The following is a 24,419-nucleotide window of genomic DNA, read 5'->3' on the forward strand; positions in this document are numbered from 1 at the left end:
GCCGGCGCCTGGACGCCCGGCCCGGCCGCCGCGCACGCCGCCCACGGCGCCGCGCCATGGGCGCTTCAGGGCGAACACCTCGGCCACGCCGCGTCCCCGGCGCCGGTGGACCGCGCCGCCACCCTGGATGCCGCGGTCCGAACCGCCCTCGCCCACGGCCTGCCCCGGCCCTTCAGCGTCGCCCTTTCCGACGATCCAGCCCTGGCCTGGAGCGTGACGCATATGGCGGCCAAGGCCGAGCAGCAGCGGACGCTCTATATCGATCCGACCGGTCAGGTGGTGGCCGACATCGGCTATGGCGACTTCGCACCGGCGGCCCAGGCCATCGAATGGGGCGTCGCCACCCACCAGGGCCGACAGTATGGCCCGCTCAATCGTTGGATCATGCTGGCGGGCTGTGTCTCCATCTGGATCCTGGCCATCAGCGGCCTGGCCATGTGGTGGATCAGGCGGCCCAAGGGACGCATCGGCGTCCCGCCCCGGCCAGTCGGCCGGCGGCGCTACATGGTGTTGGCCGCGGTGGTGACGCCGCTGGCCCGGATCTTTCCCCTGGTCGGCGCCTCGCTCATTCTTGCCGTGGCCATCGACCTCATCCTCCAGCGTCTGACCCTACGGCCAGCCGCCCCCTCCTCAGGAGCCCGTCCATGAAACCTGTCGCCCTGTTGATCGCCCCCCTCGCCCTGCTGGCCGCCTGCAGCCCGCAGCCTCAGGCCGAGCCGGCCGTGACCGCCAGCGACGCCTGGTGCAGACCCGCCGCGGCCGGCGCGCCGGCGGTGGGCTGCTATGTGACCCTGGCCTCCGCGGCAGACGATCGGCTGGTCAGCGTTGAAAGCCCCGCGGGTCAGCGGGTCGAGATCCACACCATGAGCATGGATGGCGGCGTCATGCGGATGCGTGAGCTGCCCGACGGCCTGCCCCTGCCCGCCGGCGAAACCACGGCGCTCAAGCCCGGCGCCGAGCACCTGATGCTGATGGGCCCCACGGGCGCCCTGGACGAAGGCGGCGAACTGCCCCTGACCCTGACCTTCGAAAAGGCGCCGCCAGCCACCGTGACGGCCCAGATCCGCTCGGCGCCCCACGGCATGGCGCACTGAGGTCGCCGCCGCGTCCCTCGCAACGGGGGACGCGGGAATTGGTAGGCCGGGTGGGGGTCGAACCCACGACCATTCGATTAAAAGTCGAATGCTCTACCACTGAGCTACCGGCCCATGACGCGGCGCAAGGTGGACGCCGGGTCGAAGGGGGCGGACCATAGGGCGCAGGTCCGACTCGGGCAAGTGAGGCTTGGCCTTCCTGCGCCGATCTGGGGCGCGTAGGATGGGGATATGTCCCGTACCCTCAGTTTCGCCCTCCTCGCCGCCGCAGCCCTGGCGACCGCCGGCTGCACCACGACCAGGGCCGATGGCTCGCCCCGCATCCAGACCTCGTCCCAGGCCAATCGCGAAAGCGTGCAGGGCGCGGTCGTCTCGCCCCTGCGGGACGTCAATGTGCTGCGCACCAAGATCCCGTCGGTTCTGCTGGAGGCCCAGGCCGATCCCTATCGGCGGCCCTATCCGGCCACCTGCGAGAGCCTGATCGCCGAGATCCGGCCGTTGAGCCAGGCCCTGGGCGCCGATCTGGACGAAGAGGCCGTCGATGAGGACGACCTGCTCGACCAGGGGCGCAACACCGCGCTCGGCGCCGTGGCCGGCCTGGCCCAGGACGTGATTCCCTTCCGGGGCTGGGTGCGGCAGCTCAGCGGGGCCGAGCGGCACGACAAGACCGTGCAAAGCGCCATCGTCGCAGGCGGTGTTCGCCGGGCCTATCTGAAGGGTCTGGGCGAGGCCCGCGGCTGCAACCCGCCGGCGACGCCCAATCACGGGCGCGAAAAGCCCCCGGTGATCCAGCAGGAGCTGCGCCCCCGCTATCCCGTGCGCTGAGCGCTGCGGAAATCGCGACGGAAGGCCTCGAACCGCCCCTCGGCGATGGCTGTGCGCATGGCGGTCGTCAGGGCCTGGAAATGGGCGATGTTGTGCCAGGACAGCAGCACCTGACCGAGGATTTCCTCGGCCTTCACTAGGTGGTGCAGATAGGCTTTGGAATAGGTCCTGCTGGCGGGGCAGGACGAGGTCTCGTCGAGCGGCGTGTCGTCCTCGGCGAAGCGCGCGTTCTTCAGATTGATCGGTCCATTCCAGGTCCAGGCTTGGCCATGGCGGCCCGAGCGGGTCGGCAGGACGCAGTCGAACATGTCCACCCCGCGGGCGACGGCCTCGACCAGGTCGATGGGCTTGCCCACCCCCATCAGATAGCGCGGCCGGTCGGCGGGCAGCAGGCCCGGCGCATAGTCCAGCACCTCGCACATGGCCTCATGGCCCTCGCCCACGGCCAGGCCGCCGATGGCGTAGCCGTCGAAGCCGATCTCCACCAGACGCTCGGCCGACTCCCGCCGCAGGGCCTCGATCGTCGAGCCCTGCTGGATGCCGAACAGGGCCTGATGCTCGCGCTCGCCAAATGCCGCCTTGCAGCGCGCGCCCCAGCGGGCTGACAGGCGCAGAGCCTCGGCCGCGCGGCCTTCTTCCGCCGGCCAGGCGACGCACTCGTCCAACTGCATGACGATGTCGGAACCCAGCAGGTCGGCCTGGATCTCCACCGACCGCTCGGGCGAGAGCACATGACGCGAGCCGTCGATGTGGCTGGCGAAGGTCACAGCCTCCTCGGTCACCTTGGCGATGTTGGAGAGCGACATCACCTGGAAGCCGCCGGAATCGGTGAGGATCGGCTTTTCCCAGCGCATGAAGCGGTGCAGGCCGCCCAGGCGCGACACCCGCTCGGCGCCGGGGCGCAGCATCAGGTGATAGGTGTTGCCCAGGATGATGTCGGCGCCCGTCGACGCCACCTGGTCCACGGTCAGCGCCTTCACCGTCGCGGCCGTGCCGACCGGCATGAAGGCCGGCGTACGGATATCGCCGCGGGCGGTCTTCAGCACGCCGGTGCGGGCGGCGCCATCGGTGGCGGCGATCTCGAAGGGAAAGGCGGCCATCAGTGGGCTCTCCAGAGCAGGCTGGCGTCGCCATAGGAATAGAAGCGGTAACCCTCGGCGATGGCGTGGGCGTAGGCGTCGCGCATCGTCTGCAGCCCAGAGAACGCGCTGACCAGCATGAACAGGGTCGAGCGCGGCAGGTGGAAATTGGTCATCAGCCCGTCGGCCGCCCGGAAGCGATAGCCGGGCGTGATGAAGATGGCCGTATCGTCGGCGAAGGGCCGGACCACGCCGTCCTCAGCCGTGGCGCTCTCCACCAGCCGAAGCGAGGTGGTGCCGACGCAGATGATGCGCCCGCCCGCGGCCCGGACGCGGTTGAGCCGCACGGCCGTCTCGGCGCTCACCTCCCCGAACTCGGCGTGCATCCGGTGGCTGGCTATGTCGTCCACCTTGACCGGCAGGAACGTGCCGGCCCCCACGTGCAGGGTGACGAAGCAGGTCTCGACGCCGGCCTCCGCCAGCCGCGTCATCAGCTCAGGGGTGAAATGCAGGCCCGCCGTGGGGGCGGCCACCGAGCCGTCGGTCTCCGCATAGATGGTCTGATAGTCGGTCTGGTCCTGTTCGTCCTCGGGCCGCTTGGCGGCGATATAGGGCGGCAGCGGCATGGCGCCCCGGGCCTTGATCGCCTCGTCCAGCGCAGGGCCGGCCAGATCGAAGGCCAGCAGGATTTCGCCCCCCTCGCCCTTCTCGACCACGGTGGCGTCGAGGGCGCCCAGCAGACAGGCGCGGTCCTCAGTCTCACCGAAGCTCACCCGGTCGCCGGGCGCCAGGCGCTTGCCCGGCCGCATGAAGGCGCTCCAGCGGTCCGGGGCGGTCCGCTTGTGAAGGGTGGCCTCGACGGCGACGACGCTCTCGCCCCGGGTGCGGTGGCCGCTCAGCCGCGCCGGAATCACCCGGGTGTCGTTCAGCACCAGGATGTCGCCGGCGCGCAGTTCGCCGGGCAGGTCGCGTACGCGCAGGTCGGCCAAGGGCTGGCCCGGCGTCACCCGCAGCATCCGCGCCGAATCCCTGGGTTGGGCCGGGCGCAGGGCGATGGCGCTGTCGGGCAGGTCGAAGTCGAAATCGGCAGTCTTCATGGGACCCGCGTCAGGCCATGCGAGACCCCGCGCGTCAAGCTCGGGCTCATGATAGAGGCGTGTCCATGGGCCTGATCCGAGTCGTCATCACGCGCATTCTCGAAGACGTCGCCGCGGCGCTGGCCGTGCTGGCGGCCCTGGCCATGCTGACCGCCCAGGGCGGTCGGTTCAGCGACACCCTGGATATCGCCACCCATTTCGCCGTGGTGTTCATCGTCGTCGCCATAGCCGCGGCCGTGTTCGCCGCCCTGACCCCGCCCACCCGGCTGAGACGCTTCACCCTGGGCATGGCGGCGCTCGCCATCTGCCTGGCCGGCCTGCTGATCCTGCCCGAGGTGTTTCGAAAGACTGGCCATGCCGCCGAGGGCGAGACGGCGAGCCTCCAACAGATCAAGCTCATCCAGATCAACAGCTGGAGCGGCCGCAACCAGACGATGGCCGAGACCGCTGACTGGATCGTCGCCCAGGACCCGGACATCATCGTGGTGGAAGAGGCCAGCCGCCGGTTCCAGCGGGCGCTGGAGTCGCGCGGCGCCTACCACCGCACCTGCGATCCCGATGATCACTGCGAAGTCATCATCTACAGCAAGGTTGCGCCGATCTCGGCGGGCCTGCCCAGGGTCAGCGAGGGATCATTCTTTCCGGCGACCCGCGCGACCTTCGCCGCGCCCGGGGGCGACTTCACGGTGATCGGCGCTCACTACACCTGGCCCATACCCGCCGGACCTCAGCAGCAGCAGAGTCTGCGCCTGACGACGATGGCGCAGCTCTACGATCGCGAGCGGCTGATCATTGCGGGGGATTTCAATTCGACGCCCTGGTCCTTCACCCTGAGGCGGCAGGACGAGGCCCTGGGGCTGATCCGGCGCAACCAGGCCATGCTGAGCTGGCCGGCCATGGCCTTTTCGCGCTGGAATATCCACATGCCCCTGCCCTTCCTGGCCATCGACCACGTCTATGCGGGATCGGACTGGGTGACGGTGAGCGCGGAGCGTGGGCCGCCCCTCGGGTCGGACCACTTCCCGGTCGTGGTGACCCTGGCGCTGCCCCCGGCCGACTAAACGCCGACCGGGAGAGAGCGGGCGCTTCAAGCGTCGGCGGCGACCTTCATGGAGACGATCTTGCCCGGGCTGCGCGGCGGCTCGCCCTTGGGCAGGGCGTCGATAAGCTCCATGCCTTCGGTCACTTCGCCCCAGACGGTGTACTGGCCATCCAGGAAGCGGGCGTCGTCGAAGCAGATGAAGAACTGGCTGTTGGCCGAGTCCGGCACGGCGGTGCGAGCCATGGAGCAGACGCCGCGGACGTGGGGTTCGGGGTTGAACTCGGCCTTGAGGTTCGGCTTGTCCGAACCGCCCGATCCCGTGCCGGTCGGGTCGCCGCCCTGGGCCATGAAGCCCGGAATGACCCGGTGGAAGACGACGCCGTCATAGAAGCCCTCGCGGGCCAGTTCCTTGATGCGGGCCACATGGCCAGGCGCCAGGTCGGGGCGCAGGCGAATGGTCACCGGGCCGGCTTCCAGCGTCATGATCAGGGTGTTTTCGGAATCCATCACTTTACCTCGGAGGGGATTTTGAGATTACAGGCCGAGAAATCGGCCCCGTCTTCGGCGCGCATCTGCGCCACCTGGGCGGCGAACCAGGGGCCTGCGGTGTCAACAACGCGCAGGGTCGGCCTTACGGCCCCGGGAATATCGGCCAGCATACGGGCGCGGACCATCACGTCCTGCGGCGGGCTCACCGGCTCGCCGACCTTGAGCGCGCGCACGACCTCCAGGCCGGCGACGACGCGGCCGAAACCCGTGTACCGCCGCTCCAGCGAAGGATAGGCCTGGCGCATCAGGAAGAACTGGCTGTTGGCGGAGTTTTCCTCCGAACCGCGGGCCATGCCGGCCACGCCCGGGCAGAACAGCGGCCAGGCCGTGATCTTGTTGTCGGCGGTCATGGCCATCAGCATCGGGCTCTGGGTCATCACCGGCACGACGCCGACAAAGCCGGTCTGGCTGCTGCCGGAGTCCGAGACGACCACGAACGGGTCAGACGCCCCGCGGCGGAAGGTGAACTCCGCCGTCATGTCGGGCAGCTCCGAGCCGCCGGCCCCGCTGTCGAGCGGATCGCCGGTCTGGGCCATGAAGACGTCGATGACGCGGAAGAAGCTGCGGCCGTCATAGAAGCCCTGACGGGTCAGAGTCTTGATCCGTTCCACGTGGGTGGGCGCAATCGCGGGCGACAGCTCGACGAAGACCACGCCCTTGTTGGTGTCGATCACCATGACGTCGTCAGGATTGGGCGTGCGCCAGTCCTGGGCGGAAGGTGCGCCAAGGGATGGCGCCTGGGCCGGCGAGGCGGCGCGTTGCGCCAAGGCCGGCGTGGCCGCCGTCGCGAGCGCGAGGGCGGCGATCAGAGAGATGCGGATCATGGGATCACTCGTAATAGGCGAAGGCCTCGACCGCCAGCCCGTCGGCGCCGTATCCCGGCGCCCTGCCCATCGGCATCAGCCGCGGACCTTCGCCAACAGGGCCTCCTTGACCCGCGGGCTGACGAACTTGCCCACTTCGCCGCCCAGGGTGGCGATCTCCTTGACCAGTCGCGAGGCGATGGCCTGGTGGCGGGGGTCGGCCATCAGGAACACGGTCTCGATCTCACGATCGAGCTGCTGGTTCATGGCCGTCATCTGGAATTCGTATTCGAAGTCCGCCACCGCGCGGAGCCCGCGGATGATCATGGTGGCGCCGATCTGGCGGGCGAACTGCAGAGTCAGGCCCTCATAGGGCTGGACGTCGATCTCGATGGACGTGGACAGCGGCGCGGTCTCGGCCTTGATGATCTCCACCCGCTCTTCGAGGGAGAACATCGGCCCCTTGCCGGCGTTGATGGCCACGCCGATCACCAGCTTGTCCACCAGCTTCACCGCCCGACCCATGATGTCGGAATGGCCGTTGGTGATCGGATCGAAGGTGCCCGGATAGAGCCCGATGCGGGTCATACGACGCTTCCCCGTGTTCTAATTGGTTCGGCTTTCGCCGCCCTGCCAACCGATTGCAAGACCTAATCGGCGCTGGCGGCGCCCGGATCTTCTCCGTCGCCCTCATCGCTCTCAGGCGCTGCGCCTTCGGAGCCCTCCGCCAGACGCTCCACCGAGACCACGTGCTCATCCGCCGCGGTGCGGAAGATGGTCACGCCCTGGGTGTTTCGGCCGGCGATGCGGACCTGGCTCACCGGCGTGCGGATCAGCTGACCCTGGTCGGTGACCAGCAGAATCTCGTCCCCGTCCTCGACCGGGAAGGAGGCCGTCAGGCTGCCGCCGCGCTTGGTGAGATCCTGGGCGATCAGGCCCTGGCCGCCGCGGCCGGTGCGACGGAAGTCGTAAGCCGAGCTGCGCTTGCCAAAGCCCTCGGAGGATACGGTGAGGATGAACTCCTCGGCCGCGCCGAGCGCGGCGATGCGTTCGACGGGCAGGCTGACATCTGCGCCGTCAATCTCTTCGTCCTCGATGACCTCGGGCGCGACAGCCTCTTCAGCCTCGCCGGAGGCGGCCGCGCGGATGGCGTTGGCGTGACGCAGATAGGCGCTGCGTTCGGCCGGCGTGGCGTCCACCGAGCGCAGGATGGCCATGGAGATGACGCTGTCGCCCTCGCCCAGGCGCACGCCGCGCACGCCGGTGGAGTCGCGGCTGGCGAAAACGCGGACCTCGCCCACCGAGAACCGGATGCAGCGGCCGGCCGAGGTGGTCAGCAGGACGTCCTGGTCGGCCTGACAGACAGCCACGCCGATGATGGCGTCGCCCTCGTCCAGCTTCATGGCGATCTTGCCGTTGCGGTTGATCTGCACGAAGTCCGACAGCTTGTTGCGCCGGACATTGCCCGAGCGCGTGGCGAACATGACGTCGTACTGATCCCAGCTGCTCTCGTCCTCGGGCAGCGGCAGGATGGTGGTGATCGCCTCGCCCTGTTCGATGGGCAGCAGGTTGACGAAGGCCTTGCCGCGAGAGTTCGGCGCGCCCACCGGCAGGCGCCACACCTTCAGCTTGTAGACCTTGCCGCCGGACGAGAAGAACAGCACGGGCGTGTGGGTGTTGGCCGAGAACACACGGGTGACCACGTCCTCGTCCTTCATGGACATCCCCGAACGCCCCTTCCCGCCCCGATGCTGGGTGCGATAGGTGGCGAGCGGCGTGCGCTTCACATAGCCCGAATGGGTGACGGCGATGACCATGTCTTCGCGGGCGATGAGGTCCTCATCGTCCATGTCGCCGCCGCCCTCGAGGATCTCCGTGCGACGCGGGACGGCGAAGGCGGTCTTCACCTCCACCAGCTCCTCACGAACGATCCCCATGACCTTTTCCCGCGAGGCGAGAATCTCGAGGTAGCCCTGAATGGCGCTGGCCAGCTGGTTGGCTTCGCCGAAGATTTCATCCCGGCCAAGGCCCGTCAGGCGCGAGAGAGTCAGCGCCAGGATGGCCCGGGATTGCTCCTCGGTCAGGCGGATCTGATGGCCCTCCACCAGCACGGTGCGCGGGTCTGCGATCAGGTCCACCAGGGGCATCATGTCCCCAGCCGGCCAGGCCCGCGCGGTCAGGCGCTCGCGCGCCTCAGCCGGGTCCTTGGACGAGCGGATGATATGGATGACCTCGTCGATATTGGCCACGGCGATGGCCAGGCCGACCAGGACGTGACCGCGATCACGGGCCTTGGACAGTTCGAACTTGGTGCGCCGGACCACGACCTCTTCGCGGAAGTCCACGAAGGCGACGATCAGGTCGCGCAGGTTCATTTCCCGCGGCCGCCCGCGGTCCAGGGCCAGCATGTTGACGGGGAAGGACGATTGCAGCGGCGTGAAACGATAGAGCTGGTTCAGCACCACCTCGCCCGAGGCGTCGCGCTTGAGCTCGACCACCACACGCATGCCGTCGCGGTCGCTCTCGTCGCGCAGGTCGGCCACGCCCTCGATCCGCTTGTCGCGGACCAGCTCGGCGATCCGCTCCACCAGGGCGGCCTTGTTGACCTGATAGGGCAGCGCCGTGATCAGGACGGCTTCGCGATCCTTGCGAATCTCCTCGATCGAGGCTTTGCCGCGAGTGACGACGGACGCGCGGCCGGTGAGCATGGCCTGGCGCGACGCGGCCCGGCCCATGATCTCGCCGCCGGTCGGGAAGTCCGGCCCCGGCACGATATCGGCCAGTTCCTCGAGCCCGATGGTGGGATCGTCCACATAGGCCAGGCAGGCGTCGATCACCTCGCCCAGATTGTGCGGCGGAATATTGGTCGCCATGCCCACGGCGATGCCGCCGGCGCCGTTGACCAGCAGGTTGGGGATACGCGACGGCAGGACGGCCGGCTCGTGCTCGGAGCCGTCATAGTTGGGCTTGAAGTCGACCGTGTCCTTGTCGAGGTCGGCCAGGACCGACATGGACGCCTTGGTCAGGCGGCATTCGGTGTAGCGCATGGCGGCCGGCGGATCGTTGTCCACCGATCCGAAATTGCCCTGGCCGTCGATCAGCAGCAGCCCCATCGAGAAGGGCTGGGCCAGCCGCACCAGCGTCATGTAGATCGCGGAGTCCCCGTGCGGGTGGTATTTACCCATGACGTCACCGACGACGCGGGCCGACTTCACATAGCTGCGGTCCGGCGTATGACCCTGCTCGCTCATCGAGAACAGGATGCGGCGGTGAACCGGCTTGAGCCCGTCGCGGGCGTCGGGCAGCGCGCGGCTGACAATGACGCTCATGGCGTAGTCGAGATACGAGCGCTTCAGCTCGTCCTCGATGGCGATAGGGGCGATGCCCCCGCGCCGGCCATCATCCGGTGGGTTATGAAGATCGTCAGTCAAAGCGGGGAAAAACCGTCAGAATCGGACACAAAACGCGAATTCAGGTGTTAGCATTCCTGAATGGCTGAGCCAACGTCGCCTCGGCCTGCATCGCGTCCTGCGTCAAAGGAAGGTCCCCCTGATGAAACGCCTCGTCTCCTCCATCGCGCTCCTGGCCCTCAGCGGCCTCGCCGCCCAGGCCGCCGATCTCGGCCAGTCGGTGAAGGCCGATCTGAAAGGCAACGAAGGCCAGATGGTCGGCTCGGCCACTCTGACCGAAGCCCCCAAGGGCGTGGTCATGCGGGTGGAGGTCAAGGGCCTGACCCCGGGCTGGCACGGCCTGCACTTCCACGAAAAGGGCGACTGCTCCAAATCCGATTTCACCTCGGCCGGCGGGCATGTGCACACCGAGGCCAGCATGGTGCACGGCCTGCTGAACCCGGACGCCAACGAGTCCGGCGATCTGCCCAATCTCTTCGTCGGCGCCGATGGCGTGGGTGCGGCCGAGGTCTTCTCCACCTATGTGTCGCTTGATGGCCAGGGCGGTCGCGCCGCGCTGCAGGATGACGATGGCTCGGCGATTGTCATCCATGCCGCCCCCGACGACCACATGACCCAGCCGATCGGCGGGGCCGGCGCCCGGGTGGCCTGCGCCGTCATTGGGAGCTGAACGGGGCGACCGAGCCGGGCGCCGCGGACAGCTTCTGTTCAGGTTCAACCCCTTAGAGGACGTTCTGAACGTCTTTCAGGAAGGCTAGAATGAAGCGTCTTATCCCCATGCTCCTGGCCCCGATGGCCTTCGTGACGGTGATCGCCGGGCCGGCCTCGGCCGCCCAGGCGATCCTGCCCGGCTATTGGGAGAGCACCAACCGGATGCTCTCCCCGATCCGGACGACCGACGTGGAGAAGCGCTGCCTCACCCCGGCAGACGTGGAGAAGTTCATGATGGGGCCGAGCAACCGGCACTACACCTGCACCTATCCGACCCGCTCGTTCGCTGGCGGCAAGATCCTGTTGAAGGGCACCTGCGTCAGCAAGAAGGGCCGTCAGGTGGCGGTGTCTGGCGAAGGCGCGTTCACGGCCACGAGCTTCAATCTGACGGCCAATATCGCCACCACCTTCGCCGGCATCCCGGTGTCCGGCCGGGCGAGCACGGAGGCGCGGCGGATCAGCGACGTCTGCCCGCCCAAGGACGCCACCGCGTCAGACTGAGGACGCCTTCGCGCGCAGCAACAAAAGAAGAGGGCGGCGCCAGCAGCGTCGCCCTCTTTCCTATTGTCGATGGCGACCAGGCTCAGGCCGCGGTCTTCCAGGTCGGTTGCAGCTCACGGTGGGGCGGGCAAGGCGCCACCTCGCCGACGGGCAGGCCGCCCAGTTCGTTGGCGAAGCCGTGGTTGACGTCGCGGTGGTGGGCCTCGTCGGCGCGGACCACCAGGACCACATCGCGCAGGGTCGCGGTCGCGGGCAGGTCCCAATACTTCAGGGCGATGGCCGGCGCCGGCAGGTTGGGCGAACGCCCTTCATCCAGCTCGGCCAGATAGTGGGTGTAGCTGATCACCGCCTCTTCCTCGAAATAGCCGACCACCCGGTGGGCGGTTTTGGCCGAGACCAGGTAGAGGGCGAAGAAGGCCAGATAGAAGACCCACTGGACGGCGACGATAACGAAGCGCTCGAACAGGGTCGGCTTGGCCACCTCGATGAAGGTCATCAGGTGCATCCGCTCGTTCTCGGCCTCGTCCATCAGGGTCTTGATCCAGCCCTTGTCGTCGCACATGCGGCGCAGGCAGGTCAGGTGGTTGATGGTGGCGCCGACCATGCCCGGCACCGCGGCCACGGTCTCCAGCACAACAGCCCGGTGGCCATAGCGCTTGGCGAAGAAGGTGTCGGCGCAGAAGCGCAGGACCTTGGTGAAGCCGAAGGCCACCCTGTCCGAGACGCCGCGCGGGGCGTGGTGAACCGAGAGGTCGACGAGAGGGGCGGTCATGGCGGTCATCCTTGTGCGCCCCGGCGGAGCGTTCATCCGATGGCCAAGGCATAGGCCCCTGCCCGTCTCACCTAAATTCCGCACCTCTCCCTAGGTAGCCGCCCGGAGGGGCGCGGTGACGCAGGAGCCAACGAAAATGGCCAGCCCCCGAAGGGACTGGCCATGAAGCTGCGAGCGCCGCGGGGCCTCGGATCAGAACGGAATTTCGTCGTCCAGATCTGCGGAGAAGTCCTCGCGCGGACCAGAGGGCTGGCTGCGCGGGCCGCTTGAGGAGAAGCCGCCGCCAGAGCCGCCACCCTCGTCGCCGTCACCGCCGCGACCATCGAGCATGGTCAGCTCGCCGCGGAACTTCTGCAGGACGATCTCGGTGGAGTACTTCTCGACGCCGCTCTGGTCGGTCCATTTGCGGGTCTGGATGGCGCCTTCGATATAGACCTTCGAGCCCTTGCGCAGATAGCTCTCGGCCACCTTCACCAGGTTCTCGTTGAAGATCACCACCCGGTGCCACTCGGTGCGTTCCTTACGCTCGCCCGACGAACGGTCGCGCCAGGTTTCGGAGGTGGCGACCCGCAGGTTGGCCACCCGATCGCCGGAGGAAAGCGCGCGGACCTCGGGGTCTGCGCCCAGATTGCCGACCAGAATGACCTTGTTGACGCTGCCCGCCATGTCGATGTCCTTGAAGTCAAAAAGAGATTGGGAAGTGCCGTGAGAATGGAAATCGGAGCCAACGCCCAGGCTAGCCCTGCGACGCGGCGCGATCAATCAGATGTTCCGCCTGTGTTCTCAGACCTGTGACGGTCAGGGGGCCGGCGCGCGTGGCATGGCGCCGGGAATGGCCAGCCGGCCATCGCCCGTGCGAACCAGGGCCAGATACCGATTCTGCTCCATCGAGGGAGACGTAAAGATGCCCTCCCGCTGCAGGAAGATGAAGTTGCCCTGATAGGCGCCGACCATGGTCCGGGTCGAACCGCCCATCTGCAGGAACCTCACGCGGATCGCCTCAAGCGCCGCGGCGCAGTTCTCCAGGTCCGGCTGGGTGCCCGGCAGCTTGTTGTATTTCAGCTCCCCATCCTCGCGCACGACCTGATAGCAGATCTCGCGGTCCCCCGGCGGCAGGGTCCGCTTCTGGCAGGCGGCGAGCGCCAGGGCGCAGGCGCCGAGCAGGATCACAGTTCTCAACATCGGCAAATCCTACACCGCGTTCGTGGCCAGGGCGAGGCGTCAGCCGACCGGGTTGATCGCGCAACCACTGGTCTGATCGGCCAGGGTGCGGAAACGACGATTATCCGCCGAGACCTCGACCCGACCTGGCACCAGGCGAAGGGTCTGTTGCATCCAGCGGCCATAGGTGGCTGACCCCGCCGGTTCGCAGCGGCCGGCGAACAGGGTCTGGACGCAGGAGTCGAGGGTCAGGTCGCCCGGCAGGCGACGCCATTCCGCGCCGGCATAGCGCCAGCATGCGCCGGCCGGCGCCGGCTGGGCCACCTGGCTCGGCAGGCTGGGGGCCGTCACGCCTTCAACCGGGCCAGGCGCCGGAGCCGCCGCGGTCTCGACCGGCGGCGGCAGGGGCGTCAGGACCGTGCCCGCCTCATCGGCGGCGGCCAGGGCGCCGGTTTCATCCACGCCGACGTCCAGCGCGCCCGTGGCCACGCCATTGCGCTCGGCGCATTCGCTCAGGGTCACCTCGCCGACGAACTGCCCGCTTACGAAGCACCGCAGGGGTCGAGCGGGGTCCAGTCGGCCCTCGTCGAGGTCGGTCGTCTCCACCACCAGGCCGCCCTGGGAGGCCGGCGGCGCATCCGGCGTGGCGTCGCCGCCCCGCGCCAACAGCCCGGCGGCGATCCCCATCCCGGCCAACAGGGCGAGCGCGCCGCCCACCAGAGCCAGCACAATTCGACGGTCGTTCAGGAAATCCATGGGGCCTCGCGCACGGGGGGTCCTGCCAGAGATCACATCGGAGCGCCCTGCGCCTCGATTAAATCCGATCAGTGGTGCGCCAGCCATGGCTGCGCGATCCTTCAGGCCCCGGCTCTAGACCGGGCCTGTGACCGTGGCAAGACGGTCGTCACCCGCCGCCGGTCAACCGGTCGAGGGCGGCCTGATAATTGGCGATCTGGTTGGTCATATAGGCCGGCGCCTTGCCAATGGCCGCGGCCGCCTCCCGCTGGGCCAGCACGCTCTTCGGGGTCGCGGCGTCACGCAGGGCCGTATAGATCTTGCGGATCACCCCTTGGGCCTGGGTCAATTCCGCGATGGCGTGACGGATCTGCTCGGGCGTGTTGAGATTCAGCCGCGAGTGCAGGCCCAGGCCATAGAAGTCGCCCTTGCCATCGGCCGAGATCGTCTTGCCGTCCTCCAGCTTGGTGGCGCGGACCACGCCCTCGGAAAGACCGAGGACGCGCAGGGCGTCCTTGCCATCCTTGCCGGGCGTCAGCTCGATGATCGACCGCTCGTTGAGCGGCTTGATCTGCAGGCGGCGGACGCCATCGGTGACGGCCGTGTCGACCTTGACCTGGAAACCGGTCGCCCGGCGGATCTTGAGCATCAGGCTCTCGAGCGTTTCATCGACGGCGATGGTCACCGTCTTCGGCCGCCCGCCATTGGCGCTGATGTTGAATTCATCGCCCGCCCGCAGGCCGCTCACGGCGGTCAGGTTGGACGAATCCTTGAAGGTCAGTTGCCCCGTCGGCAGACCCAGCCGATCGAGGACGCTGGCGCCCTGTTCGCCGATGGCGATCGAGCCGGGCGTCGCGAACCCGTCCTTGCCTGTAAATCGCTGTGACCAGACCACGTCGCCGGCGGCCACGTCCAGGCGAGCCAGGAAACCGTCGGCCTTGCCCTTGGCGGCTTGGCCGGGCAGATCCGCAGCGCCCGCCTCGCCGGTCAGCCAGACCTGCCCGCCAGAGACGGCGAGCCCCGCGGCCTTGTCATCGCCCGCCCCGCCATAATAGGCGACGGCGTCGGCGGGGCCGGCGGTAAGACCGGCCGAAATCTGAGCGGCGAAGGCGTCAATGCCGCCGGCATGGGCGCGGGTCACGGTCCCGGCGTCCAGGGCGGCGTTGCGGGTCGAGCCCGCGATCACGAGATTGCCGTTGTCGAGGGCCAGGCCCGTAATCGTTCCGCCTTGCAGGTCGCCGAGATCGCGCTGAGCCACCTGCACCGGGGCGCCGCTGGAGATATCGAAGCGCCGCACGACGGCGCGGCCATTCTCAACGCTCGCCGTGACCAGGGCGTCGCCATCGACCACCAGTCCAGCCGGCTTGTCGTTGAAGGCGGTGCCGAAGGATTGGGTGAAAAGCGACTCCGGCTCGCCCTTGGCGTTGAGGCCGAAGCCCTGGATGTAGGAGTCCGTGCCGCCCAGGGCCGTCGCGCCAGGCATGGACGTCTTCGAACGCCCGGACACATAGACCTCGCCATTGGCCCCGAAGGCGATGTGGGTCGCCTCGTCCTCCTGCCGCGAGCCGCGGCGGGCGGTCCAGACTTCCTCGCCCTTGTCGTTGAACACCGTGACGAAGCTGTCGCTCAGTTCGGCCAGGGCGGGTGAGGAGCCGGAATTCAACGGACCATCCACGGCGCCGTTCAACTGGCCGGTGACCGAGCCTGCGACAGCCACCTGGCCGTCCGCCGAGACCGCAAGGGCCAGACCCTTGGCGTCGTCCGAAGCGCCCAGGACACGGGAATAGAGCAGCTTGCCGGCCGAATCGTACTTCAGCAGCGCCACGTCGCGCTCGCCCTTGATCGACTGGCCCGACAGATCGCCCGTGATGTCGGCCAGCACATAGACCGCGCCGTCCGGTCCCACCTGGGTGGCGCGCACCGTCTCGATCGCGCCCTCAAGGGGCTTGGCGAAGATGCGGCCTTCGACCCAGTGCGCCTCGCCGGCGCCCTGCAGGGGCGCATCGACCACGCCGGTCTCGGTCTGGAATTTCAGCAGCTGGTTGGTCTGGACGCCGTCGGCGGTGTCAGCCTTACCGTCCGGGTTGGGGTCGCCGACCTTCTGGGTCATGTAGATCGCCGGGGCGGTGTCCACAGCCGTGAAGGTCACCTGTTCGGTGATGTCGGTCTTGATCTTCATCGCCCACTGATCGGGCGCGGGCTGCAGCTTGATGACCCGCCCGGCGGACGTATAGCTCCGCTCCTCACCCGGAATGCGCTCCTGGGCGAAACGTGTCGTAACTCCAGCGGCTTCCAGCTTGGAGTTGATGTGATTGATCACATTGGGGAGCGTGCGCGTCTGCGTCCCCATGTCCGACAGATCGATCGCGATATTGATGTTCGTATTGATCTGCTTGATCGCGATATTGAACTTCACCTCGCCCTGGAAGGCCGGCACAGGGCTGCTGGCCGTGCCCGAGACCAGCGGCGCAGTCACATATTCGCTCTTGCCGCGCGAGATCCCGACCTTCGCCCGGGCGGTGTCGGCCACCTCGGCGAGGCCAAGACGCACGCTGTCGAACTTGGCGGCGTCCACATAGCTGCTCAGCTCGGCCAGGCCCTTGGAGAAGGCGGTGGTGATCCGGTTCGTGTCGAAGCTGGTGAGATTCTTGGTGTTCATCTTCTCGGCCAGCGCGGTCAGCGTGCCGAGGCCCTGATAGAGGGCGAAGAGTTTCTTGTAGTCAGAGCTGGCGCCGGACAGGTCGAGGGTCGCGGCGGACTCGTTGATGATCCGCCCCCCCTGCAGGGCGGTCTTGAGCAGGGCCGAGGAATCGATCGGCGTCGCCTGCGCCGACCAGGGCGCTGTTGGGGCGTACTTCTGGGCGACCCCGCCGCCGGACGAAGAGGCCGAACCGCCCCCGACCCCGCCGCGCTTGGCCTGGTAGTAGTTCATCAGCAGATTGGAATCGAACCCAATCACAGCCGCCCCCTCATGCAGGCCCTATGCCTGCCCATGCATCATCGGACCCGAGGGCTTACAGGCCGTTAAGCTGCGCTAAATAAAAAGGCCCGGAGCACCGATACGCCCCAGGCCTTCACGACGCCCCGTCGAGTCTACGAACCTCAATATCTACTGGAACAGCGATAGGATGACCTGCGGCGCCTGGTTGGCGATTGACAGCGCCTGGGCGCCGAGCTGCTGCTGCACCTGAAGGGCCTGCAGCCTGGCGCTCTCCTTGGCCAGGTCCGCATCGACCAGATTTCCGACCCCGGCGGTCAGCACGTCGGTCAGCTTGTCGACGAACTTGTTATGGGCTTCGATCTGCTTGGCCTGAGCGCCGAGGCTGCCCAGGGACTGGTTCACATTGGTGATGGAGGCGTCCAGCTGGGCGAGGATCCCCGACGCCAGAGTGCTGGTGGTGATCGAGGCCGTAGAGGCCATGGTGATGATGCCGCCGCCCAGGGACATGTTCTGGGTCGAGAGCGTGATGTAGGCGTTGGCGTCGGCGTTGGCCAGGAAGCGGATCGAGCCGGCCACCGAGCCGTCCAGGATGTTGGCGCCGTCGAATTCCGAGTTTTCGATCACCTGGGTGATCTGGCGTAGGATCGACTTGAAGTCTGAGTCGAGGGCCACGCGGGACGAGGTGTCCAGCGAGGTGTCCATGGCCGAAACCACCTTCTCCTTCAGCTGCACCAGCAGATCGGAAACCGACTCGCCGGCGGCCATGGAGACTTCGGAGATGGATTGGGCCCGGTTGAGGCTCATCTTGACGGCGCCGAGGGCGCCGATATCGGCCCGCTGGCCCTGGGCGATCGACCAGACCGAGGCGTTGTCCTTGGCGTTACCGATCCGCAGGCCAGTGTTGATCCGATTCTGAACATTCGACAGTTCGTCGTTGGTCTTGTTCAGATTCTGCAGTGCGACCAACGCCGACTTATTGGTGTGAACGCTGATCGCCATGCTCGGACCTCCTTCATCGTCCGCCACCCGTCTCGCCTCCTGGGGCGAGTCGCGGGTTGCTGTTCGAGATGCAGGCTATGGAATCATGGTGTCTAGATGGTTAACGCCCAAACGCCAGCGGCCGCCACGGCGCGCCGAGACGGTTGAAAGGACTCATCTTCTTCAGGTCCGGCGGGGCGGACCGGGGGCTCAGGCCACGGTGCTGACCAGATCGCCGACGTCGTAGTCGGGGCGCTCTTTCATCTTGAGGACCTCTTCGCGGGGGATCTGCGAGATCACCTCGCCCGTCCGGCGGTCCACTGTCTTGTAGACATAGGCGCCGGCCTCGTCGTTTTCCTCGATGATCAGACGCACATCCGCCAGATCCGATCTGGGAGCAGGCCTTGGAGCAGCTTCGCGCTTCTGGGGCGGCGCATTCGGCGCAGACCGTTCGAAGCTGACGCTGTTCGTGGCCGCAACTGCCGCCACTCTGTTTTCCATTTCGCATGAGCCGGGACGTTTCTGTCGCCGGCCTCCCTCTTGGAGGACACGGTTGGCGGGAAGGTCGCCCTCCCCGCCCGCCGCGCCTGACCCCGGCGACCAGCGCCGAGGTCAGAACTTCAGTTAGCGGAACAGGCCCAGCAGGGTGGAGCTGGAGCTGTTGGCGATGGACAGAGCCTGAATGCCCAGCTGCTGCTTGGTCTGCAGCGACTGGAGACGGGCGCTTTCCTTGGCCAGATCGGCGTCGACGAGGTTACCCACACCGGCGTCGATCGTGTCCTGCAGCTTGCCGACGAACTCGGCGTGCGAGGCCAGGGCCTTGGAGCCCGTACCCAGCTTCGACAGGGCCGAAGACACGTTGGCGATCGAGGTGTTGATCGTGGCGATCATCGCCGCGGCCGTGGTCTGGGTGCCGATCGACGAGGTCGCGGCCACCGTCACATTGCCACCGCCAAGGGCGAGGTTCTGAGCGGCCACCGTGATCTTGTTCTGACCGTCCGCGCTGGCGAGAGCCGCCACCGTGGTGGGCGTCGTGGCCTTGATCATGTTGGCGCCGTTGAACTCGGCGTTGTCGACCACCTTGGTCAGCTGGTCGCGCAGGGCCTTGAAGTCCTCGTTCAGGGCCGTGCGGCTGGCGGTGTCCAGAGTGGTGTCAGAGGCGGCGAGCGCCTTTTCCTTCATTTGCAGAAGGGTGTCGGAGATGCTCTCGCCGGCCGAAAGGGCGACATCCACGGTCGAAATCGAACGCGAAAGGCTTTCCTTGACGGCGTTAAGGGCGCCCGACTCCGAACGCTGGTTCTGGGCGATGGCCCAGATGGCGCCGTTGTCCTTGGCGCTGGCGACCTTCAGGCCCGTGTTGATCCGGGATTGAACGGTGCTCAGGTCGCTGGAGGTCTTGTTGAGGTTCTGCAGGGCGACCATGGCCCCGACATTGGTATTAACGCTATTCATGCGCCTTGGTCCTTGTTCTTAAGGAAACCGGCCGTCGTTTTGACCGCCGTGGGCGTTTTGCCCAAACCAAAGGGCAGCAACAGGCGCGCCAAGTCGCACCGGCCGGAGCCAAGCTCGCAAGTTTCTGGATTCGTTGGGTTATAGGTCCATTAGGCACGTTTTGGCCCGGCAGAACCTGCCGGGCGCCAAAACGCCCGGAAATATCTGCCTAGCCGCACCCGGCAAAAATCGCCGGGCGGAGCCTGCCCGGTGAAAAGTCTGCCGGGCGACGACCATGCGCCGCCCGGCTTCAAGACGTTAACGGAAGAGCGACAGCACCGTGCCCGACGACTGGTTGGCGATGGACAGAGCCTGGATGCCCAGCTGCTGCTTGGTCTGCAGCGACTGGAGCTTGGCGCTCTCCTTGGCCAGGTCGGCGTCGACCAGGTTACCCACGCCGGCGTCGATCGAGTCCTGCAGCTTGCCGACAAACTCCAGGTGCGACGAAAGCGCCTTGGAGCCCGTGCCCAGCTTGGACAGGGCGGCCGAGACATTGGCGATCGACGTGTTGATCGTCGCAATCATCGCCGAGGCCGAGGTCACCGTACCGATCGTGCTGGCCGCAGCGACCGTCACATTGCCGCCCGCGAGCGCCAGGTTTTGAGCAGCCACCGTGATCTTGTTCTGACCGTCAGCGCTGGCGAGAGCCGCCACCGTCGTCGGGGTCGTGGCCTTGATCATGTTGGCGCCGTTGAACTCGGCGTTGTCGACCACCTTGGTGATCTGGTCCCGCAGGGCCTTGAAGTCATCGTTCAGGGCCACGCGGCTGGCGGTGTCGAGGGTCGTATCGGCGGCCGCCAGAGCCTTTTCCTTCATCTGCAGGAGCAGATCGGAGACGCTCTCACCCGCCGAAAGGGCCACATCCACGGTGGAAACGGAACGGGACAGGGATTCCTTGACGGCGTTCAGGGCGCCGGAGTCGGAACGCTGGTTCTGGGCGATGGCCCAGATGGCGCCGTTGTCCTTCGCGCTGGCGACTTTCAGACCGGTGTTGATGCGGCTCTGGGTGGTGTTGAGATCCGTGTTGGTCTTGTTGAGGTTTTGAAGCGCCACCATGGCGCCGACATTGGTGTTGACCGAATTCATCGGCATGGCCTTGTCCTTCCATTCTGGTCGGGTATCCGGCGATTTTTCGCCAGTGAGCCGTTCTTGGCTCGCAGGACACATCGCAAGCCGCGCGCCAAGGCCGCGCCTCCGAGGCCATTGCGGTAAACCCCTGATTCACCGCGTTATTTCAGACGCCAAAAACCATGCCGCGGCGAAACATGTCGCCCACCCCGGGGCACAACGGCAGATTTAGCCGAGTCAAATCTGCCGGGTCGGCAAGATGCGGCGGATGCAGGATAGCGGGCGCAGGATGCTCGGGCGCAAAGGAAAAGGGCCCGGCGAAACGCCGAGCCCTCTGAATTCCATCTGGTGTTCGTCTGAGGCGGCTTGCGCGCCTCAGGCGGCCTCGGCCGCCGAGGGGGAGAGCCCCTGCATGATGGTCCGATTGACGTCGATCAGAGCTTCGAAGTCGTCCTCCCGGCGGATGACCAGACTGGTGTGCTTCTGGACCCAGATGCTGAGGGAGATCAGTTGCGCGCGCAGAGACTCCGGCAGCTTGTTGTCCACATGGGCGCAATCCTCCCCGAGCGCCATCCACAGGCGACGGTTCCAATCCAGCGCATCGGCGCGGACGCCGAAGTCGAACGGATCGGCCTTGGACGCCTCGATAAGAGCCCGGGTCACCTGCGCAAAGAGACGGTACTCCGCCTCGCGCGGCGACTCAGCTCTCTGGGCCGCCTGTTGGTAGGCTCGAAGGGACATTACCCAGCACCTCGTCTTCGTAATCGATGAGCTTCCGGCACAGCATGAGCGCCTTGTAGAATTCGCGCGTCATGATGTGCTTCGAGATGGCCACACACTCAGCCAGGATCGTGGGGTTTCGCACCGCACCCATGAATTCGGTCAGACGCCGCACGAACTCGTCGTAGTAGCGGTCGGAACCAACCTCATCGAGGTACATCATCATGACGGGAAAATAGACCCGACGGGCCGGCGTGGTGACCTCGTCCTGCTGCATGATGTCTTTCTCACGCAGCACGGAGGCCTTGTTCTGGAGCACCAGGGTTCCCCGGCGATCGCCGTTTTGAACGACAGCGCCGTTCAGAACGAACTTCTCGCCCGGTTTCAGCGACAGCTTGAGCGGCAAATGCTCGACCCCCGAAAGACGCGCCCCACGCGACAGACCCAATGCAGCTCCGAATCCGGAACCGTCTGGACGAGCCTAAGCTATGCGGCGACCGTTAATGACACCTTGCCAGCCCTGCGGCGCAAGGCCGCGTTTAAGCAAGAAGTAACCATACTGGCCTGAAGCATGACCCCGATCACGCAAGAAATGGAGGCGGGATGAGTCGTCCAGGCCGCATCAGCGACACATCGGCCATCGCTCTGTCTGCTGCGGATATCCGGCCAGCCAACGCTGCTGCGGCGGCGGACGCCATGGGAGTGGCTGGTTCCAAGGACGCGCTGCGCCAGCTGAACGCCGCCATCGGCGAACTCAGGGCCCTTTCCATCGAGCCCATCCTGCGTCGCGCGGTCGCCGCCCTGGAGGCCGAAGATCACGAGACCGGCGGCAAGCTCGCCATCCAGGCCCTGGAGCACGACGAACGCAACGGGTTCGCCTGGTACCTGCTGGCCATCGCCCGCGAACGCGCCGGCGACTTCGTCAACTCCATCACCTGCTACCAGTCGGCCCTGGCCCTCCTGCCCAATCAGGCCGACGTGGCCAACGACCTCGGTCGACTGGCTTTCCGAATGGGAATGAAGGTCGAGGCCGAAAAGCTGTTCCGGCACTTCCTGGCGGCCAAGCCCAACCACCCCGAAGGCGCCAACAATCTGGCCTGCGCGATCCGCGACCAGGACCGCGCCGAGGAAGCCATAGCTGTGCTGCGCCCGGCCATCGAGGCTCACCCCGAGATGGCCATGCCCTGGAACACCATGGGCACCATCGTGACCGAACAGGGCGACCTGGCGACCGCGCGCCTCTTCTATGACGAGGCGCTGCGCCTGCAGCCGAACTTCCCCAAGGCGCAGTACAACCGCGGCAATGTCCGGCTGTCGCTCGGCGACGCCGCCGGCGCCCTCGCCGACTGTGACGTGGCCCTGGCCGGCGTGAGCGCCGAAGATGAGCGCCTGATGATGCGCCTGTCCCGCTCGACGGCGCTGCTGGAGCTAGGTCGTACGGCCGAAGGCTGGGACGACTACGAGGCCCGCCTGCATCCGCTGTTCGCCAACAGCACGCATTGCCAGGCGCCAGGCGCGCCCTGGACGCCCGAAACCGATCTGAACGGCCGCAGCCTGCTGGTGTTCGCCGAACAGGGCCTGGGCGACGAAGTCATGTTCGCCAATCTGATCCCCGACCTGATCGCAGCCTTGGGTCCTGCCGGACGCCTGATCCTCGCGGTTGAGAAGCGGCTTGTCCCGCTGTTTCAGCGCAGTTTCCCGCAGGCGGAGGTCGGCGCCCATGCGACCTATGATGTGGCCGGCCGCTCGATCCGCGTCGCGCCCTTCCTGGACGAGGCGCGTCCGCCCGAACTCGTTGCGCCTCTGGGGTCCCTGCTCCGCAGGTTCCGGCCATCTGTCGACTCCTTCCCTGCCCAGCCTGGTTATCTGAAGGCCGCGCCCGAGCGCATCGCCCACTGGCGCCAGGTGCTTGACGCCGCGCCTGCGGGTCTCAAGGTCGGCCTGCTTTGGAAGAGCGCCCTGATGACCAGCGCGCGCCGCCGCTACTTCTCCGCCTTCGAGGCGTGGCGCGACGTGCTGGCGACGCCGGGCGTCACCTTCGTCAACCTGCAGTACGGCGATTGCGCCGCAGAGCTGGAGCAGGCCCGCCGGGATATGGGCGTGGAGATCTGGACGCCGCCCGGGATCGACCTGAAGCAGGATCTGGACGACATCGCCGCCCTCACCTGCGCCCTCGATCTGGTGATCGGCTTTCCCAACGCCACGGTGAACCTGGCCGGCGCCTGCGGGGCCAGCGCCTGGGTGGCCTCGGCGCCCGGCGCCTGGCCGCGCCTGGGAAGCGACCACTATCCCTGGTATCCGCAGATGCGGGTCTTCACGGCCCCGGCCCTGGGCGATTGGGCGCCCATGCTGGGCCAGATGGCGCAGGCCCTGGCCGAGCCGGGCGGCCCGCAGTTGCGTCGGGCGCCCCCGCCCTGACGCGGGCAGCAGGCTGCGCCAACCCCGACGAAGCCGCCGCGAACGCTCAAGCCGCTTGAATGTCCCGCGCCGCCCTTTAGGTTGGCGTCAGTTGAAACATTTGTTCGAATGCGGGACTCCTTTAACCCGCACATATTGGGAGCTCATATGGCCGAGCGTTTCGAAGGCACAGACGATTATGTCGCCACCGAGGATCTGAAGGTCGCCGTCAACGCGGCCGTCGCGCTGGAACGTCCCCTGCTGATCAAGGGCGAGCCCGGCACCGGCAAGACCGTGCTGGCCTATGAGATCGCCAAGGCGCTCGACGCCGAACTGATCACCTGGCACGTCAAGTCGACCACCAAGGCCCACCAGGGCCTCTACGAATACGACGCCGTCACCCGCCTGCGCGACAGCCAGCTGGGCGACGAGCGGGTCAAGGACGTCAAGAACTACATCAAGAAGGGCAAGCTCTGGGAAGCCTTCGACGCCCCCAAGCGCCCCGTCCTGCTGATCGACGAGATCGACAAGGCCGACATCGAATTCCCCAACGACCTCCTGCAGGAGCTCGATCGGATGGAATTCTATGTCTACGAGACCAACGAGACCATCAAGGCGGCGATCCGCCCCATCGTGATCATCACCTCGAACAACGAGAAGGAGCTGCCGGACGCCTTCCTGCGCCGCTGCTTCTTCCACTACATCCGCTTCCCAGACGCCGCCACGATGAACCAGATCGTCGAGGTCCACTATCCCGGAATCAAGCAGAAGCTGGTCGCCGAGGCGCTGCGCATCTTCTACGACATGCGCAAGGTGCCGGGCCTGAAGAAGAAGCCCTCGACGTCTGAGCTGCTCGACTGGCTGAAGCTGCTCATGGTCGAGGACATCGACGCGGAGTCGCTCAAGGAACGCGATCCCACGAAGCTGATCCCGCCCCTGCACGGCGCCCTGCTCAAGAACGAACAGGACGTCCACCTCTTCGAACGCCTGGCCTTCCTGGCCCGTCGCGAAGGCGCCGGCGGCTCGCGCCCCGGTCAATAGTCGC

General features: G+C 66.9%; 25 protein-coding genes and 1 tRNA gene. 8 read left to right on the forward strand and 18 right to left on the reverse strand.

The window, feature by feature from the left end:
• Together Q8L83_RS16885 and Q8L83_RS16890 are read left to right on the forward strand one after the other, a co-directional pair.
• The coding region (locus Q8L83_RS16885) for a PepSY domain-containing protein (protein WP_305289042.1) at positions 1–648 on the forward strand (648 nt) is incomplete at its 5' end.
• Positions 645–1,094 (forward strand): copper chaperone PCu(A)C, encoded by a 450-nt coding sequence (locus tag Q8L83_RS16890; RefSeq protein WP_305289044.1) that lies wholly within the window; start codon positions 645–647, stop codon positions 1,092–1,094. The genes Q8L83_RS16885 and Q8L83_RS16890, both read left to right, overlap by 4 nt.
• Before the next feature lie 39 nt (positions 1,095–1,133).
• Here Q8L83_RS16890 and Q8L83_RS16895 read toward each other — a convergent pair.
• Positions 1,134–1,208: transfer RNA gene (locus Q8L83_RS16895), tRNA-Lys, on the reverse strand.
• A 117-nt stretch (positions 1,209–1,325) separates the two neighbouring features.
• Here Q8L83_RS16895 and Q8L83_RS16900 point away from each other — a divergent pair.
• On the forward strand, positions 1,326–1,919 hold the full coding sequence (locus tag Q8L83_RS16900) for a hypothetical protein (RefSeq protein WP_305289046.1): 594 nt from the start codon (positions 1,326–1,328) through the stop codon (positions 1,917–1,919).
• Here the strand turns inward: Q8L83_RS16900 and tgt are convergent.
• Both tgt and queA read right to left on the reverse strand, forming a co-directional pair.
• A complete protein-coding gene (tgt, locus tag Q8L83_RS16905) occupies positions 1,904–3,019 on the reverse strand; it encodes a tRNA guanosine(34) transglycosylase Tgt (RefSeq protein WP_305289048.1) in 1,116 nt (371 codons plus the stop codon). The two genes, Q8L83_RS16900 and tgt, sit on opposite strands and share 16 nt — an antisense overlap.
• Positions 3,019–4,095, reverse strand: coding sequence for a tRNA preQ1(34) S-adenosylmethionine ribosyltransferase-isomerase QueA (gene queA / locus Q8L83_RS16910; protein ID WP_305289050.1), 1,077 nt, complete (start codon positions 4,093–4,095; stop codon positions 3,019–3,021). Before queA ends, tgt begins: the two co-directional genes overlap by 1 nt.
• A gap of 65 nt (positions 4,096–4,160) precedes the next feature.
• Between queA and Q8L83_RS16915 the strand changes: the two genes are divergently transcribed.
• On the forward strand, positions 4,161–5,156 hold the full coding sequence (locus Q8L83_RS16915) for an endonuclease/exonuclease/phosphatase family protein (protein WP_305289052.1): 996 nt from the start codon (positions 4,161–4,163) through the stop codon (positions 5,154–5,156).
• A gap of 26 nt (positions 5,157–5,182) precedes the next feature.
• On the opposite strand, the gene Q8L83_RS16920 is transcribed toward Q8L83_RS16915, so the two are convergent.
• The 4 genes from Q8L83_RS16920 to gyrA all read right to left on the reverse strand — a co-directional run bounded on the left by Q8L83_RS16920 (position 5,183) and on the right by gyrA (position 9,818).
• Positions 5,183–5,644, reverse strand: a complete 462-nt coding sequence (locus tag Q8L83_RS16920; RefSeq protein ID WP_305289054.1) for a peptidylprolyl isomerase — start codon at positions 5,642–5,644, stop codon at positions 5,183–5,185.
• Complete coding sequence (locus Q8L83_RS16925) at positions 5,644–6,510, reverse strand: peptidylprolyl isomerase (RefSeq protein ID WP_305289056.1); 867 nt, start codon at positions 6,508–6,510, stop codon at positions 5,644–5,646. Before Q8L83_RS16925 ends, Q8L83_RS16920 begins: the two co-directional genes overlap by 1 nt.
• Before the next feature lie 75 nt (positions 6,511–6,585).
• The gene (coaD, locus tag Q8L83_RS16930) at positions 6,586–7,077 is read right to left on the reverse strand and encodes a pantetheine-phosphate adenylyltransferase (RefSeq protein ID WP_305289058.1); all 492 of its coding nucleotides are present in this window, start codon (positions 7,075–7,077) and stop codon (positions 6,586–6,588) included.
• A 62-nt stretch (positions 7,078–7,139) separates the two neighbouring features.
• On the reverse strand, positions 7,140–9,818 hold the full coding sequence (gene gyrA / locus Q8L83_RS16935; protein WP_370868411.1) for a DNA gyrase subunit A: 2,679 nt from the start codon (positions 9,816–9,818) through the stop codon (positions 7,140–7,142).
• Between the two features lie 223 nt (positions 9,819–10,041).
• Here gyrA and Q8L83_RS16940 point away from each other — a divergent pair, with 223 nt between their 5' ends.
• Both Q8L83_RS16940 and Q8L83_RS16945 read left to right on the forward strand, forming a co-directional pair.
• On the forward strand, positions 10,042–10,569 hold the full coding sequence (locus Q8L83_RS16940; protein WP_305289061.1) for a superoxide dismutase family protein: 528 nt from the start codon (positions 10,042–10,044) through the stop codon (positions 10,567–10,569).
• 89 nt (positions 10,570–10,658) lie between these two features.
• Positions 10,659–11,111 (forward strand): DUF3617 family protein, encoded by a 453-nt coding sequence (locus Q8L83_RS16945; RefSeq protein ID WP_305289062.1) that lies wholly within the window; start codon positions 10,659–10,661, stop codon positions 11,109–11,111.
• 82 nt (positions 11,112–11,193) lie between these two features.
• Here the strand turns inward: Q8L83_RS16945 and Q8L83_RS16950 are convergent, their stop codons facing one another.
• The 11 genes from Q8L83_RS16950 to flbT form a co-directional block, all read right to left on the reverse strand.
• Complete coding sequence (locus tag Q8L83_RS16950; protein WP_305289063.1) at positions 11,194–11,883, reverse strand: alternative oxidase; 690 nt, start codon at positions 11,881–11,883, stop codon at positions 11,194–11,196.
• A 192-nt stretch (positions 11,884–12,075) separates the two neighbouring features.
• Entirely contained in the window at positions 12,076–12,549 is a 474-nt protein-coding gene (ssb, locus tag Q8L83_RS16955) for a single-stranded DNA-binding protein (RefSeq protein ID WP_305289065.1), read from the reverse strand.
• A gap of 132 nt (positions 12,550–12,681) precedes the next feature.
• On the reverse strand, positions 12,682–13,065 hold the full coding sequence (locus Q8L83_RS16960) for a hypothetical protein (RefSeq protein WP_304714754.1): 384 nt from the start codon (positions 13,063–13,065) through the stop codon (positions 12,682–12,684).
• A 39-nt stretch (positions 13,066–13,104) separates the two neighbouring features.
• Positions 13,105–13,800 carry a hypothetical protein gene (locus tag Q8L83_RS16965; RefSeq protein ID WP_305289069.1) on the reverse strand — a complete coding sequence of 232 codons (696 nt, stop codon included), beginning with the start codon at positions 13,798–13,800 and terminating at the stop codon, positions 13,105–13,107.
• 148 nt (positions 13,801–13,948) lie between these two features.
• Positions 13,949–16,738, reverse strand: a complete 2,790-nt coding sequence (locus tag Q8L83_RS16970; protein WP_305289071.1) for a hypothetical protein — start codon at positions 16,736–16,738, stop codon at positions 13,949–13,951.
• 150 nt (positions 16,739–16,888) lie between these two features.
• The gene (locus Q8L83_RS16975; protein ID WP_305289073.1) at positions 16,889–17,719 is read right to left on the reverse strand and encodes a flagellin; all 831 of its coding nucleotides are present in this window, start codon (positions 17,717–17,719) and stop codon (positions 16,889–16,891) included.
• Between the two features lie 189 nt (positions 17,720–17,908).
• The gene (locus Q8L83_RS16980) at positions 17,909–18,073 is read right to left on the reverse strand and encodes a flagellar protein FlaG (protein ID WP_305289075.1); all 165 of its coding nucleotides are present in this window, start codon (positions 18,071–18,073) and stop codon (positions 17,909–17,911) included.
• 249 nt (positions 18,074–18,322) lie between these two features.
• Complete coding sequence (locus tag Q8L83_RS16985; protein ID WP_305289077.1) at positions 18,323–19,150, reverse strand: flagellin; 828 nt, start codon at positions 19,148–19,150, stop codon at positions 18,323–18,325.
• Between the two features lie 297 nt (positions 19,151–19,447).
• Entirely contained in the window at positions 19,448–20,281 is an 834-nt protein-coding gene (locus Q8L83_RS16990; protein WP_305289079.1) for a flagellin, read from the reverse strand.
• Between the two features lie 351 nt (positions 20,282–20,632).
• Positions 20,633–20,998 (reverse strand): flagellar biosynthesis regulator FlaF, encoded by a 366-nt coding sequence (gene flaF / locus Q8L83_RS16995; protein WP_305289081.1) that lies wholly within the window; start codon positions 20,996–20,998, stop codon positions 20,633–20,635.
• A complete protein-coding gene (gene flbT, locus Q8L83_RS17000) occupies positions 20,958–21,383 on the reverse strand; it encodes a flagellar biosynthesis repressor FlbT (RefSeq protein WP_305289083.1) in 426 nt (141 codons plus the stop codon). The genes flaF and flbT overlap by 41 nt, the downstream gene beginning before the upstream one ends.
• Before the next feature lie 197 nt (positions 21,384–21,580).
• On the opposite strand from flbT, the gene Q8L83_RS17005 reads away from it, so the two are divergent.
• Together Q8L83_RS17005 and Q8L83_RS17010 are read left to right on the forward strand one after the other, a co-directional pair.
• Positions 21,581–23,395, forward strand: a complete 1,815-nt coding sequence (locus tag Q8L83_RS17005) for a tetratricopeptide repeat protein (RefSeq protein ID WP_305289085.1) — start codon at positions 21,581–21,583, stop codon at positions 23,393–23,395.
• Positions 23,396–23,542: 147 nt separating this feature from the next.
• Positions 23,543–24,415, forward strand: coding sequence for a MoxR family ATPase (locus Q8L83_RS17010; protein WP_305289087.1), 873 nt, complete (start codon positions 23,543–23,545; stop codon positions 24,413–24,415).
• The last annotated feature ends 4 nt before the right edge of the window (positions 24,416–24,419 follow it).

Origin of the sequence: Phenylobacterium sp. (assembly GCF_030680185.1) — a bacterium.
GTDB lineage: Bacteria > Pseudomonadota > Alphaproteobacteria > Caulobacterales > Caulobacteraceae > Phenylobacterium.

Bases quoted from the DNA above. Each gene is read 5' to 3' on its own strand.
- Q8L83_RS16890 (WP_305289044.1), top strand. From the start codon at position 645: ATGAAACCTGTCGCCCTGTTGATCGCCCCCCTCGCCCTGCTGGCCGCC.
- Q8L83_RS16900 (WP_305289046.1), top strand. From the start codon at position 1,326: ATGTCCCGTACCCTCAGTTTCGCCCTCCTCGCCGCCGCAGCCCTGGCG.
- tgt (WP_305289048.1), bottom strand. From the start codon at position 3,019: ATGGCCGCCTTTCCCTTCGAGATCGCCGCCACCGATGGCGCCGCCCGC.
- queA (WP_305289050.1), bottom strand. From the start codon at position 4,095: ATGAAGACTGCCGATTTCGACTTCGACCTGCCCGACAGCGCCATCGCC.
- Q8L83_RS16915 (WP_305289052.1), top strand. From the start codon at position 4,161: ATGGGCCTGATCCGAGTCGTCATCACGCGCATTCTCGAAGACGTCGCC.
- Q8L83_RS16920 (WP_305289054.1), bottom strand. From the start codon at position 5,644: ATGGATTCCGAAAACACCCTGATCATGACGCTGGAAGCCGGCCCGGTG.
- Q8L83_RS16925 (WP_305289056.1), bottom strand. From the start codon at position 6,510: ATGATCCGCATCTCTCTGATCGCCGCCCTCGCGCTCGCGACGGCGGCC.
- coaD (WP_305289058.1), bottom strand. From the start codon at position 7,077: ATGACCCGCATCGGGCTCTATCCGGGCACCTTCGATCCGATCACCAAC.
- gyrA (WP_370868411.1), bottom strand. From the start codon at position 9,818: ATGAGCGTCATTGTCAGCCGCGCGCTGCCCGACGCCCGCGACGGGCTC.
- Q8L83_RS16940 (WP_305289061.1), top strand. From the start codon at position 10,042: ATGAAACGCCTCGTCTCCTCCATCGCGCTCCTGGCCCTCAGCGGCCTC.
- Q8L83_RS16945 (WP_305289062.1), top strand. From the start codon at position 10,659: ATGAAGCGTCTTATCCCCATGCTCCTGGCCCCGATGGCCTTCGTGACG.
- Q8L83_RS16950 (WP_305289063.1), bottom strand. From the start codon at position 11,883: ATGACCGCCCCTCTCGTCGACCTCTCGGTTCACCACGCCCCGCGCGGC.
- ssb (WP_305289065.1), bottom strand. From the start codon at position 12,549: ATGGCGGGCAGCGTCAACAAGGTCATTCTGGTCGGCAATCTGGGCGCA.
- Q8L83_RS16960 (WP_304714754.1), bottom strand. From the start codon at position 13,065: ATGTTGAGAACTGTGATCCTGCTCGGCGCCTGCGCCCTGGCGCTCGCC.
- Q8L83_RS16965 (WP_305289069.1), bottom strand. From the start codon at position 13,800: ATGGATTTCCTGAACGACCGTCGAATTGTGCTGGCTCTGGTGGGCGGC.
- Q8L83_RS16975 (WP_305289073.1), bottom strand. From the start codon at position 17,719: ATGGCGATCAGCGTTCACACCAATAAGTCGGCGTTGGTCGCACTGCAG.
- Q8L83_RS16985 (WP_305289077.1), bottom strand. From the start codon at position 19,150: ATGAATAGCGTTAATACCAATGTCGGGGCCATGGTCGCCCTGCAGAAC.
- Q8L83_RS16990 (WP_305289079.1), bottom strand. From the start codon at position 20,281: ATGCCGATGAATTCGGTCAACACCAATGTCGGCGCCATGGTGGCGCTT.
- flaF (WP_305289081.1), bottom strand. From the start codon at position 20,998: ATGTCCCTTCGAGCCTACCAACAGGCGGCCCAGAGAGCTGAGTCGCCG.
- Q8L83_RS17005 (WP_305289085.1), top strand. From the start codon at position 21,581: ATGAGTCGTCCAGGCCGCATCAGCGACACATCGGCCATCGCTCTGTCT.
- Q8L83_RS17010 (WP_305289087.1), top strand. From the start codon at position 23,543: ATGGCCGAGCGTTTCGAAGGCACAGACGATTATGTCGCCACCGAGGAT.